8 protein-coding genes are annotated in these 14,552 nt (G+C 73.8%); 6 read left to right on the top strand and 2 right to left on the bottom strand.

All coding sequences use genetic code 11. The features are described 5' to 3' along the window. Window position 1 precedes the first annotated feature (1 nt). The gene (locus AC0HI0_RS10350) at window positions 2-5,701 is read right to left on the bottom strand and encodes a type I polyketide synthase (RefSeq protein WP_480932079.1); all 5,700 of its coding nucleotides are present in this window, start codon (window positions 5,699-5,701) and stop codon (window positions 2-4) included. Between the two features lie 352 nt (window positions 5,702-6,053). On the opposite strand from AC0HI0_RS10350, the gene AC0HI0_RS10345 reads away from it, so the two are divergent. The 6 genes from AC0HI0_RS10345 (at window position 6,054) to AC0HI0_RS10320 (ending at window position 13,426) form a co-directional block, all read left to right on the top strand. After that, window positions 6,054-6,989, top strand: a complete 936-nt coding sequence (locus AC0HI0_RS10345; protein ID WP_480932078.1) for a hypothetical protein — start codon at window positions 6,054-6,056, stop codon at window positions 6,987-6,989. Between the two features lie 33 nt (window positions 6,990-7,022). After that, window positions 7,023-8,012, top strand: a complete 990-nt coding sequence (locus AC0HI0_RS10340; protein WP_480932077.1) for a DUF1702 family protein — start codon at window positions 7,023-7,025, stop codon at window positions 8,010-8,012. Between the two features lie 150 nt (window positions 8,013-8,162). Continuing rightward, on the top strand, window positions 8,163-9,113 hold the full coding sequence (locus tag AC0HI0_RS10335; RefSeq protein WP_480932076.1) for a DUF1702 family protein: 951 nt from the start codon (window positions 8,163-8,165) through the stop codon (window positions 9,111-9,113). Further along, window positions 9,110-11,056 (top strand): CRTAC1 family protein, encoded by a 1,947-nt coding sequence (locus AC0HI0_RS10330; RefSeq protein WP_480932075.1) that lies wholly within the window; start codon window positions 9,110-9,112, stop codon window positions 11,054-11,056. The genes AC0HI0_RS10335 and AC0HI0_RS10330 overlap by 4 nt, the downstream gene beginning before the upstream one ends. A gap of 1 nt (window position 11,057) precedes the next feature. Further along, window positions 11,058-12,065: an enediyne biosynthesis protein gene (locus AC0HI0_RS10325; RefSeq protein WP_480932074.1), complete on the top strand. Its 1,008-nt coding sequence runs from the start codon at window positions 11,058-11,060 to the stop codon at window positions 12,063-12,065. Next, a complete protein-coding gene (locus AC0HI0_RS10320) occupies window positions 12,062-13,426 on the top strand; it encodes a cytochrome P450 (protein WP_480932073.1) in 1,365 nt (454 codons plus the stop codon). The genes AC0HI0_RS10325 and AC0HI0_RS10320 overlap by 4 nt, the downstream gene beginning before the upstream one ends. A gap of 82 nt (window positions 13,427-13,508) precedes the next feature. Here the strand turns inward: AC0HI0_RS10320 and AC0HI0_RS10315 are convergent, their stop codons facing one another. Further along, window positions 13,509-14,240: a helix-turn-helix domain-containing protein gene (locus tag AC0HI0_RS10315; protein WP_480932072.1), complete on the bottom strand. Its 732-nt coding sequence runs from the start codon at window positions 14,238-14,240 to the stop codon at window positions 13,509-13,511. Window positions 14,241-14,552 lie beyond the last annotated feature (312 nt).

Raw genomic sequence — 14,552 nt, 5'->3', positions numbered from 1 at the left:
GTCAGTCCTCCTTCCCGACGAGCACCGCGAACACCACGGGTTCGGGGCGTCCGGTCACGGTGGTGGCCCAGGTGGCGACCTTCGCGTCACCGGCCGACAGCACGGCCCAGCCGTCGGGGCGCACCCGGTCGACGGTGAGCGCCCTGGTGGTGGACCCGTTCTTGCGCAGGCACTCCAGCGCGCTCCAGACCCGCGTGCCGGACACGTCCGCCGACTCGTCGGCCTCGGCCCGCAGCAGGTCCCGCACGGGCAGCAGGTCCGCGCCCAGCAGCCCGGCCCAGTCCGGCTCGGCGCGCGGCGCGGCGGGCTCCACGTCGCAGCCGGTGCGGCCGGGGCCCGCCACGGCCAGGGTGAGCCCCGCGCCGTGCGACGCGGACACCTCCGCGCCGTCGACCTCGGGCTTGCCGTCCGGCCGGTACCGCACCTCGACCCGCCGGTCCAGCGCCCGGCTCAGCGCCAGCGCCGTGCGCGCCCGCCGGTCGGTCGGGCCGTCGGCCGGGTCGGGTTCCACGACGACCGCGCCCGCGCCGCCCAGCACGCGCTCCAGCGAGCGCTCCAGGTACGGGCCGAGCATGGTCGGCGTCCACGGTCCCGCGCCGTCGCGCTTGTGCACCGCCCGCAGCACCAGGCCCTCCCAGCGCTCGACCAGCTTCCCGGCCGGGTCGCGGACGTCGACGTCGTAGGTGTAGCTGTCGCCGTCCTGCGCGCGTTCACGGGCGTCCACCACGACGAACTCGGCGGACTCGGCGGCGGGGTCGGCCGGGTGGAGCCGGGCCACGCGCTGCGGCAGCAGGGTCGCGTCCGGCACGCAGCACTGGATGGCGTGCATCACCACGTCCCGCGTGCCGGGGTCGGCGAGCACCCGCTCCTGCGGCAGGAAGGGCGCGAACCAGGACGCCACGGGCGTGGCCGCGACCTCCGCCACGGCGTGCCGGGCGGCGACCCGCCGGTAGCCCAGCAGCCGCTGGAACCTCTTGCCCTGGAACAGCACCCCGCCGTACAGCTCGCCCACCGGGTCGACCGGGACCGGCGGCAGGCCGGGGTCCTCGACCGGGTCGGCGGCGGGTACGGGGCGCGGGAAGCGCAGCCGGGCGCGGAAGTGGTCCGCGCCGAACCCGGTGTCCTCGGCCCGGATCACCACGTCGACCACACCGGGCGCGCGCACCTGGGCGGCCGTCCGCACGGTCAGCGCGCCGTCCGGCCGGACCACGATCGGTCGCGGGAACTCCAGGTCCTCCAGCAGCGGCGGTGCGACGGACCCGGTCAGCGCGCAGGCCACCTGGGTCATCGCCTCCATCCCGAGCACGGCCGGGAACAGCAGGTCGTCGGCCAGCCGGTGGTCGGCCAGGTACGGGTCGCCGCCCACCGACAGCTCGGCCTCGGTGACCAGCTCCACCCCCGGGTAGTGCACCAGGACGCGGTCCACGAACCGGGTCAGCGGCAGGTCGGGGCGGTCGAACTCCAGCGTGGGCAGCCCGGCCGCGCGCCCGCCGACCACCAGCACCGGGCCGGCGGCGGGGTCGGCCAGCACCTCGCGCAGCACGGCGACGCCCTCGTCCGCGGAGACGGGCGTGATGCCGTCGCGCACCAGGGCCTCGACCACGCCGAGGCGTTCGCCCATGCCCGCGCCGGACCACACCGACCACTCCAGGGCGAGCACGCGGGCCCCCGGGTGGTCGCGGCCGAACTCGACGGTCAGCTCGCTGAGCCAGTCGTTCGCGGTGGCGTAGTGGGCTTCGCCGCGCAGCCCGGCGCGGCCGATGATGCTGCCGAAGGTGACCAGCAGCTTGATCCGGTCGGGGTCGACCGCGCCGAGCACCGTCCGCATGCCCGCGACCTTGGGCGCGAGGGTCGCGGTGAAGTCGTCGTCGGTCAGGCCGGTCAGCGCGCGGGGTTCGTTGCGGCCCGCGCCGTGCAGCACGGCGGTGATCTCGCCGAGTTCGGCGCGGAACCGGCCGACCGCGTCGGCGACCCGCCGCGGCGAGGTCACGTCGGCGCGTTCGTAGTGGAACCGGACGCCGGCGGCGGTCATCCGCGCCAGGTTGGCCGACAGCTCGGCGTCCTCGGCCGGGTCGGCGCGGCCGAGCAGGGCCAGCGCCGCGCCGGAGTCCCGCGCCACGACCAGCGCGCACTCCGCCGTGATGCCCTTGCCGCCGCCGGTCACCAGCAGCACGTCCGACGCGTCGAGGGCGGGGCCGCCGGGCGTGCCGGTGACGGCGCGCAGCACCGGGGCGGTGCGGACGCCGCCGGTGTAGCGGACCTGGGTGAACCCGGTGGTGGCGGCGACGTCGGCGACGACGTCCTCGACGCGCGGATCGCCGTCGACCACGGTCACCGGCACGTGCGGGGCTTCCAGGTGCAGCGTGCGGGCCAGCCCGGACGCGCCCAGCCGCCCTTGCACGACGACGAACCGCGTCCCGGGGGGAGCCGCCAGCACGGCGCGGGCGGCGGCGAGGAACCGGCTCGGGTCGCCTTCCTCGGGCAGCAGCAGGACGCCGTCGCCGGGCAGCGCGGCGCGCAGCGGCTCGGCCAGCGGGTGGTCCGGGCGCGCGAAGACGGTCCACTCCCCCGGTTCGGCCGGTGCCACGTCGGCGCGCGGGCGCGGCACGTGCACGACCTCGAACGGCCGGACCCACGGCGCGACACCGGCCGGTTCGCCGGGGCGCTCCTCGTCGTGCGCGGTGGCGGCCAGCTCGTCGATCAGGTCGGCCAGCTCGCCCAGCCGCACGGTGGCGAAGTTGGGCGTGGCGGTCAGCGCGGGCCGGCCCAGGCCGCTGGTGACCCCGTTGACCAGCTGCCCCACCGTGATGGAACTCAGGTGCAGGTCGTCCAGCGGGTGGGTGTCCGGCCCGATCGCGTCCAGCGGCAGCTCGGCCCGTTCGGCGGCGAGCCGGCGCAGCAGGTCCAGGGTCGACCCGCCGGCCGAGGTCGGCACGGCGGCGGCGGCCGCTTCGGCGTCGGCCACGTCCACCTCCAGCGCGGGCGCGGTCTCACACGGGCTGGCCAGGAACGTCATCGCGCCGTCCAGCGGCAGCCCGCGCAGCGCGCGGCCGGTGAACAGCGCGTCCACCAGGACCGGCGCGCCGAGCGCGAAGGCCGCGCCGACGGCGGTCAGCAGCGGGGCCAGCGAGGCGTGGTCGGTGTCCAGCGCCAGGGCGGGCGTGCCCGGCGCGATCCCGGCCACCAGCCCGGTCAGCACCCGGCCGGGCCCGACCTCCAGCAGCAGGTCGGCGTCGGCCGCCGCCCCGGCCGCCGCCTCGTGGAAGCGCACCGGCTCCAGCACCTGGTCGCGCAGCAGGCGGCGCAGGTCCGTGCCGGGGTCGAGCAGGCCGCCGGTGACGGTGGAGCGCACCGGCCGGGTCGGCCGGGCGAAGTCGTAGTGCGCCAGCCGCTCGCCCATCGCCGCGGCGGCCGGCTCGACCAGCGCCGAGTGGAAGGCGTGGGAGACGTTGATCCGCGAGGCGTGCACGCCGGCCGCCTGCGCCGCAGCGCACACCCGGTCGACGGCCTCGGCCGGTCCGGACACGACGGTCTGCGCCGGGCCGTTGTACCCGGCGATCACCACGTCCTGCCCGGCGGCCAGCTCGCGGGCGCGCTGCGGCCCGGTCGCCAGCCCGGCCATCGCGCCGCCGCCCCGGCTCGCGGACGCCATCACCCGGCCGCGCTCGGCGGCGAGGTCGAGCACCCGGTCCGCGCTCAGCGCGCCGGCCCAGTGCACGGCGGTCAGCTCGCCCAGGCTGTGCCCCACGGCGGTGGTGGCGTCGATCCCCAGCCTGCGCAGCACCTCCAGCGCGGCCAGCGCGCCCGCGACGATCCGGGGCTGCGCGACCTCGGTGGCCACCTGGTCGCCGTCGGCCGGCAGGTCGAGCTTGGCGAACACCGCCTCGGCGGCGGCGAACCGGTGCCGGATCGCGCCGACCGCGCCGCGCCCGGAACCCTGGCCCGGGAACAGGAACGCGATGCGCGGCGGCACCGCCCGGTCGGCCCGGAAGATCCCGTCCGCCGGGTCGACCACCTCGCCCGCGCCGTCGCCGTCGAGCAGCCGGGCGAGCTTGCGCGCGGCCTCCTCCGGGTCGCGCGCGACGACCGCCGCCCGCACCCGCCCGCCGGTCAGCCGGCCCGCCAGCGCGCCCGCCAGGTCGGCGAGTTCGGCGTAGGCGAGCTTGGGCACCAGCGCGGCGGCCTCGGCCAGCCGCTGCCGCACCTCGGCCGCGTCCGCGCCGTCGAACAGCAGCAGCTCGGCGTCCTGGCGGCCGGTGACCAGCGCCCGGGTGCTCTCCTCCAGCGCCGTGCGGCGGGCCGTGCCGGGCGCCTGCTCCACGGTGATGTGGGTGTTGATGCCGCCGAACCCCATCGCCGAGACGCCGGCGCGCACCGGCCGGTCGGCGGGCCACAGCTGCGCCTCGCGCGGCACGTACACCGCCGCGTCGTCGGCGGTCAGCTTCGGGTGCGGGTCGTAGTGGCCGGTGGCGGGCGGGATGACCTGGTGGTGCACGGCGAGGGTCGCCTTGATCAGCCCGGCCACCCCCGCCGCCGCCTTGGTGTGCCCGAAGTTGCCCTTGACGCTGCTCAGCGCGGCCGGGCGGGCGGTCGGGTCGGCGTCGCGGCGGGCCGAGGACAGCGCGTCGATCTCGGTGGCGTCGCCCAGCGCGGTGCCGGTGCCGTGGCCCTCGAAGTAGGAGACGGACTCGACGCCGTAGCCGGCGCGCCGGTAGGCCCGCGTGATGGCCAGCCGGTGGCCGCTCGCCTCGGGCCGGGTGATGCCGCCCTTGCCGTCCGACGAGACGCCCCAGCCGGCGATCGTCGCGTACACGTCCAGGCCGCGCTCGGCGGCGTCGGCGGCGCGCATCAGCACCAGCGCGCCCGCGCCCTCGCCGGGCCAGAAACCGTTGGAGTCGCGGTCGTAGACCTTCATCACGCCGGTCGACAGCGCGCCGGTCTTGGCGAACCCGATGACCTCGAACGGGTCGATGGACAGGTCCACGCCGCCCGCGACGGCCACGTCCCACTCGCCGTCGGCCAGCGATTTCGCGGCGGTCGCGACGGACAGCAGCGAGGACGAGCAGGCACCGTCCACGGTGTACCCGCCGCCGCCGAGGTCGAAGTGGTTGCAGATGCGGCCGGCGATGGTGTTCGACAGGCCGCCCGCGAGCGAGTCCTCGTCGATGGCCGGGAACGGCGCTTTGTACTGCACCTCCAGGTCGCGCAGGAATCCCGCGGTCTCGTCGTCCGGCCAGCCCTTGGCGGTCAGCGCGGCGGCCACCGTGCGGCGCACGTACGGCCAGCGCAGCCGCAGCACGTTGGCGCGGGAGAACTCGCCGGTGAGGCTGTTGCCCAGCACGACGCCCGTGGTGCCGCGGGGCAGGCCCGCGCCGTCCGGGAAGCCCGCGTCGGCCAGGGCGTGCGCCGTGACGTCCAGGGCCAGCCAGTGCGTCAGGTCGGTCGAGCGGTACGTGCTGCCCGCGACCCGGTACCGGACCCGGTCGAACTCGAAGTCCCGCAGCACGGCGGCCTTGGCCGCGTAGAAGCGGTCCGGCGCGGCCGGGTCGGGCGAGTGGTAGTCGGCGTGGTTCATCCGCTCGTCCGGCAGCCGCCGGAACGCCCGGCGGCCCGCCAGCACGCTTTCCCACAGTTCTCCGGCAGAACCGGCATCGGGGTAGCGCAGCCCGATGCCGACAATCGCGATCCGTTCACTGCTCATGCTTTCACCGTCTCCGCGACTCGGTTCGGACCTCGACGGGAACGCCGCACCCGGATAATCGGCACGACACATCGAAGAATGCGAGCAACACCTATCGTGACCGAGCCGCGCGGCTGATCGCTACTCCGATCATGCCTTCCGACCTGGGCCTTTCCATAACGGCGTGATATTCGAAATCCCGGTGCCGCGCGGACACCTCCGGCCGCACCGCCGTGCGCCACCCGGAGCAGTCGGACCGCATCCTCGGAGAAGATTTCCCGCACGGACCGGGCGGATGCTGGGAACGCACCGGCGAGCCACCGGTCCGGCGCACGTCCAGGCGTCCGACGGCAATTCCGACGAGGAGGACCAGATGACGCGCACCGAGGCCGAGGTCCGGGAGAGCGCGGCCGGCGCACCGCCGCGCGGGCGGTGGCGGGTCGTCGCGCTCTCCGCGCTGGCCGGCTTCCTGCTCACGGTCGTGTGGTCGGCCGCGTTCGTGGATTCGACCATCGGCGACAACGTGGCCGACACGCTGCTCGGCCACGACGCCAAGGCCACGCCCATCACGGGCGTCGCGGCGGGCGTCGTGTTCGCGTTCGTCAGCGGGCTCGCCGGCACGTTCACCGCGTGCAACATCGCGGCGTTCGGGGCGGTCGCGCCGATGCTGGGCACGGCGGGCGGGCGGTGGGCGCGGCTGCGCGCGGCGCTGTCGCCGCTGGGCCTGCTGGCCGCCGGGATGATCCCGGTCGCCGCGCTCTACGGCGCGCTGGTCGGCGTGGTCGGCACCCGGATGCCGCAGTTCGACACCGCCCAGGCGCAGGCCGGCGCGCTCAACGGGCGCGCGGTCCAGTCGCTGGTGGTGTTCGGCGTCATCGGGTTGACCATGCTCTACCTCGGGCTCGCCGCGCTCGACCTGGTGCCCGACCCGGTGCGCCGCCGCCCCGCCGCCCGGATGGTGCTGCTGGGCGTGCTGATCGGCGGCTTCCTGATCGGCCGGCCGTTCCCGCTGTTCCGGCAGATGTTCCGGAACGCGGCGGAGAGCGGGAACCCGCTCTACGGCGCGACCGCGTTCGTCCTGCAGTCGGTGGGCAACATCGCGGTGATGGCCGTGCTGTTCCTGCTGCTGGGCACGCTCGCCGGCGGCCCGCTGCGCCGGTGGCTGGCCGCCAAGCCCTCGCGCACGGCCGTGCTCACCGCCGCCACGCTGATCGCGGCGGGCGTGTTCACCTTCCTGTACTGGGACGTCCGGCTGCTCGCGGGCCGCGGCGTGATCCCGTGGTACCCGATCGCCCCGTGGGTGGGCTGACCCGCGGCGCCGAACCCCCTGGGGGTGCTTCACATGTCGACCACGCTCGGCTCGCTGCGCCGGCTGGTGCTGGCCCCGTCGCTGGAGGAGGTCGCGTTCCGCGCGCGCGGCTTCCCCGGCGCGTCCTCGGTGTACGCCGACCGGCTGGAAGCCGTCCCGCAGTCCGTGGTCTGCGGCTTCGAGTGGGGCATCGACTCCCACGACCAGGAGGAGGTGGCGCGCCGACTGGGGTTCGTGGAGCCCGGCCTGCGCGGGTTCGCGCACGAGGGCGCGGTCATGGCCTTCACCATCCGGGACGTGATGGGGCGCGGCACGCGGGTGCGCGACCTGCTCGAAGGCGACGGCGCGGACCACCTCTTCGTGGCCTACATCGGCATCGGGTTCGCGATGGCCCGCCTGCCGCGCGGCCTGTGGCGCAAGGTGATGCCGGACCTGTCCGGCTCGCCGTACCACCCCACCGTGAGCTGGCTGGCCGTCGACGGCTACGGCTTCGACCTCGCCTACTTCCACACCCGCACGTGGGTGGACCGGCAGCGCGTGCCCGCGCCGTACCCGTGGCAGGGCGACGCCGAGTACTTCCCGCGCGCGGTCGACCAGGGCATCGGCCGGGCCTTGTGGTTCATCCACGGCGCGCGGTGCGCGGAGGTCGCGGCGGCCGTGCGGCGGTTCGCCCCGGCGCGGCAGGCGGACCTGTGGAGCGGCGTCGGCCTGGCCGCCACGTTCGCCGGCGGCGGCACGCCCGAAGAACTCGCCGGGCTGCCCCGCGCCGCCGGGGAGCACCGCGCCGAACTCGCCGTCGGCGCGGTTTTCGCGGCGAAGGCGCGAATTCACGCGGGATTCGTGCCGGAACACAGCACGATCGCGCTCGACGCGTTTACCGGGAACACCCCGGAAGCCGCCGCGGAACTCGTCGACGCGACCGCCGTCGAGCCCGACCGGAGCGGACCCGTGCCGCCGTACGAGAGCTGGCGCAGCGGGATCCGTGCGCATTTCGCGGCGACCCGGCGGAATGTGCTCTCCTGATGCGCATTCGAGCATAACCGGAGCGCACGCCAGGAGTAGACCCGACGTCCGGAGCACTGCGACGATTTCCCCAATCTGCTGTCCGGTCACCGGTTTTCCGGACAATGGGAGGGGACCGAGGTGAGTGCTCTGCGCGCCTTGCGGCGCCGAATGCTGACTCCCGACATCGCCGAGACCACGCTGGCCGTGCGCGGGTTCCGGGTGAAGGACGAGGCGTCCAGGGAACTGCTGGAGACGGTCGGTCGGATGTTCCTGACCGGGTACGCGTACGCCGTCGAGGCGCGCCGCCCGCAGGACGCCGAGGACCGGCTCGAAGGACTACCGGCCCGGTACCGGGGTTTCGCCTACGAGGGCGCCGGGATGGGCTTCGCGGTGCTCGACGGCCTGCCGTTCGGCCACGGCAGGCACGTCGAGGAGTTCCTCCGGGGACGCGCCGCCGACCACGTCTACATGGTCTACGTGGGGATCGGCTGGGGCATGGCCCGGCTGCCCCGCTTCCGCTGGCCCGCCGACGCGCGGACCGACCCGCTGCTGCGCTGGCTGGTGCTCGACGGCTACGGCTTCCACCAGGCGTACTTCAAGACCGAGCAGTACGTGCACCGGCAGTACGTCGACCCCCGGTTCCCGTGGCCGGCGGCCGGGCCGCGCGAGTACGCCGATCGAGCGCTCGACCAGGGCATCGGGCGGGCCATGTGGTTCGTCGGCGGCACGGACGCCCAGCACGTCGCCGACCTGATCGACCGGTTCCCCGAGCACCGCCACGAAGACCTCTACGCGGGCGCGGGCCTGGCCGCCACGTACGCGGGCGGGGTGTCGGAGGACGAACTGGTGCTGTTCCGGCACCGGGCGGGCCGGCACGCGCCGATGGTCGCCCAGGCGAGCGCGTTCGCCGCCGAGGCCCGGGTCAAGGCGGGCCTGCTGGTGCCGCACACGGGGCTCGCGACGCAGGTGTTCTGCGGGACCACGCCGGAGCGGGCGGCCCGGGTGACCCAGGAGGTCCGGCCCGAACCGCCCGTCGCGGACGGCGCGGTGCCCGCGTTCGAGACCTGGCGGCAGCGCACCGCCCGCCAGTTCGTCCACCAGGAAGGGGTCGGCACATGAGCACCGCCTCGGGCCGGCTGCGCCGCCAACTGCCGGGCATCATCGCGCTGGTGCTGGTCGCCGCCACGTTCCTGGTGGCCCGGCTGCCCCAGTCCTCGGCCGCCGAGAAGCGCGACATGGCCGCGCACTTCGGGTTCGCCGCCGAGTCGATCGCGCTGCCCGGCGGCTACACCCAGCAGTCCATCCGCAAGGTCAACCAGGACTACCGGCACATCGACGCGTGGATCTCGTCGGTCGGCTCGGCCATCGCGCTCAACGACCTCGACGGAGACGGGCTCTCGAACGACATCTGCTTCGTGGACGTCCGGATCGACCAGGTGATCGTCACGCCCGCGCCGGAGGCCGGCAAGAAGCCGCGCTACGAGCCGTTCGCGCTCAGCGCCGGTCCCCTGCCCACCAACGAGGTGATGGCCCCGATGGGGTGCGTGCCCGGCGACTTCAACGAGGACGGCCGGATGGACCTGCTGGTCTACCTGTGGGGCCGCACGCCGATCCTGCACCTGGCCAAGGAGGGCGCCAAGGGCCTCGCCGCCGACTCCTACACCCCCACCGAACTCGTGCCGGGCGCGACCGGCGGCCGGTACTCCGGTCCGCAGTGGAACACCAACTCGGCCACCGTGGCGGACTTCGACGGCGACGGCCACGACGACATCTACATCGGCAACTACTTCCCGCACGGCCCGGTCCTCGACCCCACCAAGGACGACGGCGTGCAGATGAACCACTCGATGTCGATGGCGCTCAACGGCGGCGAGGACTACGTGTTCCGCTGGACCGGCGCCACGTCCGGGGCGAACCCGTCCGCGAAGTTCGAGTGCGACGAGAAGGCGATCCCGGAGGACGCGTCCAAGGGCTGGGCGCTCGCGTCGAGTTCCAACGACGTCGACGGCGACCTGCTGCCGGAGCTGTACCTGGCGCACGACTTCGGCCCGGACCGGATGCTGCACAACCTGTCCACGCCCGGCCACTTCAAGTTCGCGCTCGTCGAAGGCGTGCGCGGGGCGATGGAACCCAAGTCCAAGAACGTCGGCAAGGACTCGTTCAAGGGCATGGGCGTCGACTTCGGCGACCTCAACGGCGACGGCGTCTACGACATGTACGTCAGCAACATCACCACGTCGTTCGGCATCGAGGAGAGCCACTTCGCGTGGATGAGCACGACCGGCGACCCCAAGGCGGTCAAGGAGGAGATGGACCAGGGCGTCGCGCCGTGGGAGGACCGCAGCGCGCCGCTGCAACTGGCGTGGTCGGGGTGGGGCTGGGACGTGAAGCTCGCCGACTTCGACAACAGCGGCGAACTGGAGGTCGCGCAGGCCACCGGGTTCGTCAAGGGCGACGTGAACCGCTGGCCGCAGCTCCAGGAACTGGCCACCGCCAACGACTCCCTGCTGTCCAACCCGCTGTGGTGGCCGTACATGACCGCCGGCGACGACGTGGCGGGCAACCAGCGGTTCCACTTCTTCGTGAAGAACCCGCAGGAGCGCTACACCGACCTCGCGCCGTCGCTGGGGCTCGACATCCCGGTGCCCACCCGGGGCATCGCGACCGGCGACGTGGACGGCGACGGCCGGCTGGACATGGCGGTCTCCCGGCAGTGGGCGGACCCGGTGTTCTACCACAACACCGGGGGCTCCGACCGGGGCTTCCTGGGCCTACGGCTGACCCACCCGGGCAGCGGGGACCGGCCCGGCTCGCCCGTGATCGGCGCGCAGGTGACCGTGACCACGCCGGACGGGCACCGCCAGGTCAACCGGGTCGACGGCGGCAGCGGCCACTCCGGCAAGCGCAGCCACGAAGTCCACTTCGGACTCGGCGACGCGACCGGGCCGGTCGACGTGCACGTCAAGTGGCGCGACCGCGACGGGACCGTGCACGAGCAGGACCAGACACTGTCCGCGGGCTGGCACGACATCCAGCTCGGCGACCACGCCGAGGAGAAGTGACATGGCCGAGACGAAACCGAGCCCGCCGCGCCACGACCCGAAGGTCGTCACCGCGCTCCGGCGGTTCGCGATGTCGATCACCGTCTTCAACGTCCTGGGCTACACCGTCCTCGGGTTCGAGCAGCCGTGGCTGTGGCCGTTCATCGCGCTCGCCACCGGCTACGCCGTGGAGATCTTCCTGGAGGTGGTCGCCGCGCGGCAGGAGGGCAGGCCGCCGAGGTTCGCGGGCAACGGGCCGCGCGGGGTGATGGAGTTCCTGTACCCGGCGCACATCACCAGCCTGGCCATGAACATGCTCATCTACGTCAACGACAACGTGTGGGCGATGATCTTCGGCGTCACCGTCGCGGTCGGCGCGAAGTGGGTGCTGCGGGCCCCGGTGCGCGGCCGGCTGCGGCACTTCATGAACCCGTCGAACTTCGGCATCACGGTGATCCTGCTGGTGTTCCCGTGGGCGTCGATCGCGCCGCCCTACCACTTCACCGAGCACGTGGGCACGTTCGTGGACTGGCTGATCCCGGTGATCATCGTCGCCGCGGGCACCATGCTCAACGGGATGCTGACCGGCCGGCTGTGGCTGATCATGGCGTGGCTGGTCGGGTTCGCGATCCAGGCGGTGGTCCGCGGCGTGCTGCTGGACGTGTCGATCCCGGCGGGGCTGGGCATGATGACCGGCGTCGCGTTCGTGCTGTTCACCAACTACATGGTGACCGACCCCGGCACCAGCCCGTCGCGCCCGGTGTCCCAGATCGCGTTCGGCGGCGGCGTGGCCACCGTGTACGGCGTGCTGATGGGCATGAGCATCCCGTACGGGATCTTCTTCGCCACGGCGATCGTGTGCCTGATCCGCGGCGGTTTCCTGTGGGCGCTGCACATCGTGGAACGCGCCCGCCTCGAACGCGAGGAGCAGCAGGAGGCGCGGGCCGCCGAGGCGCCGGTCACCGAAACGTCCACTGTGGACGTCTCGCGCAACGGGCTGCCGAAGGGGAGCGAGGTCGTGCGGACATGACGCGCAGCGCGACCTACGTCCGGCGGACGCCTCCCGGGCCCCCGCGCAGTGCCACGCTCGGCCTGCTCAAGCAGCTCGCCGGCGACCGGCTGACGTTGATGTCCTCCGCCGCGCGGCAGTACGGCGACGCCGTGCGGATGGCCATCGGGCCCAAGACGCTGTACTTCTTCAACCACCCCGAGCACGCCAAGCACGTGCTCGCCGACAACGCGGCCAACTACCACAAGGGGATCGGCCTGGTGCACGCCCGCCGCGCGATCGGCGACGGGCTGCTCACCAGCGAGGGCGAGCTGTGGCGCAAGCAGCGCCGGGCGACCCAGCCCGCGTTCGGGCACAAGCGGATCGCCCGGCAGGCCGGTGCGGTGGCCGAGTCGGCGGGCCGGCTGGTCGACCGGCTGCGGGCCGGGATCGGCGGGCCGCCGGTCAACCTGACCGAGGAGATGACCGGGCTCACCCTCGACGTGCTGGGGCGGACCCTGCTGTCGGAGGACCTGTCCCGGTTCGAGCACATCGGCCACTCGTTCGAGGCCGTGCAGGACCAGGCGATGTTCGAGATGGTCACGATGAGCGCGGTGCCGATGTGGGTGCCGCTGCCCCACCAGCTCCGCTTCCGCCGGGCCCGCCGGGAGCTGCGCCGCGTCGTGGAGGACCTGGCGGCGCGGCGGGTCGAGCACGGCGGGGCGGACGGCGACGACGTGCTGTCCCGGGTGCTCGCCTCGGTCGCCGAGGAGCAGGACGAGGCGGTCGGCGACCGGCGGCTGCACGACGAGCTGGTGACGCTGATGCTGGCCGGGCACGAGACCACGGCCAGCACGCTGGGGTGGGCGTTCCACCTGCTCGACCGGCACCCCGAGGTCGCGCAGCGGGTCCGGGCCGAGGCGCGGGCCGTGCTGGGCGACCGCGCGCCGACCTTCGAGGACCTGTCGGCGCTGCGCTACACCGCGATGGTGGTGGACGAGGTGGTGCGGCTGTTCCCGCCGGTCTGGATCCTGCCCCGGGCGGCGCAGGACGACGACCGGGTGGGCGACTGGTTCGTGCCGGCCGGTGCGGACGTGCTGATCTGCCCGTACACCCTGCACCGGCACCCGGAGTTCTGGGACCGGCCGGACCGGTTCGACCCGGACCGGTTCGACCCGGCGGCCGCGCCCGGCCGGCCCCGGTACGCGTACCTGCCGTTCGGGGCGGGCCCGAGGTTCTGCGTGGGCAGCCACCTCGGGATCATGGAGGCGGTGTTCACCCTGGCGATGGCCGTCCGGGAGCTGGACCTGCGGTCCGTGCCGGGGCGGCCGGTGGTGCCCGAGCCGATGCTGTCGCTGCGGATCCGCGGCGGCCTGTCGGTGACCGTGCACCCGGCACCCTGACACCGCGCCGGTTCGACGCGAATGGGGTTGTCCTCCCGTCTCCGGAGGACAACCCCATTCACGTCCGGTGGCCGCCGGCCGGTCAGCCACCCGCGTTCGCGCTCACGCCGAGCGCGTGCGTGCGCACGTCCAGCAGCGCCAGCAGGACCGGCGGGTCGAGGTTGCAGATCGGGCGCAGGGTGAGGTCCGCGTGCTCGACCGGGCGGCCCGGCCGGATGGTGACCGGGCCGTAGGACGCCACCGACAGCGCCAGGTCGTGCGCGAACGGACCGTCGCCCAGCATGGATTCGCGGCCCAGCGCCACGGATTGGGCCAGCAGGTGCCACGTGCCCGGCGGCACGCGGCTGAGCAGGTAGGCGCCGGGCCGGCGGAGCACGGCGCAGCGGATCGGCGCACCCTGCGGGATGCCGTCGGGGAACAGGCCGATGAACAGCAGCCCGGGAGGGCCCGCCGGCGCGGAGATCTCGCCCTGCACGACGGCCGTGCGCGCGTCCACGGCGCGCCGGGCCATCGGGATGTGCCGGGCGAAGCCCCCGGACTGCCGGAACGTCGTCGGCGACACCCCGACGCTGCTTCTGAAGCGGGAGCTGAAAGTGCCCACGCTGGTGTAGCCGACGCGGTGGCTGATATCCGTCACGGTCAGTGAGGTGGACACCAGCAGCCGCTTCGCCTCCTGCAACCGGATCGCCGCCAGGAACCGCCCCGGCGACACCCCGGTGACCCGCTGGAACGCGCGGGAGAAGTGGAACTTGCTGTAGTTGGCGGTACGCGCCATGTCGTCTATGGTGAATTGTTCACCGATGTTCTCGTGCATAAAATCGATCACTTGCCCTACGGCACGTTCGATAACCTGCACCACAAGTCGAACCCCAATTCCCAGTGTCTTCGAAGAGTTGTACCCGGAAAACCGACAGACCGATCCGCGCCACCCTGGGGCAGGCGCCCCGGCCACTGCCGCCGGCGCGATTTCGCGCACTCGGACCCGGTACTGCCCCCAGTTCCGTGAATCGCACTTCTTCGGAAGCTACCAGGGCCTTTCTACCTGCGCAAGCTGTGTGAACAGGCCTCGAACACGGCTCCCAAGATCACCTCGGAGCGGTGTACAGGATCTTCCAGAAGATGTTTA

Source organism: Saccharothrix sp. NBAS 001, from assembly GCF_056640475.1.
Note: the sequence above shows the minus strand (reverse complement) of the source record. Positions and strands in the feature narration are given on the sequence as shown.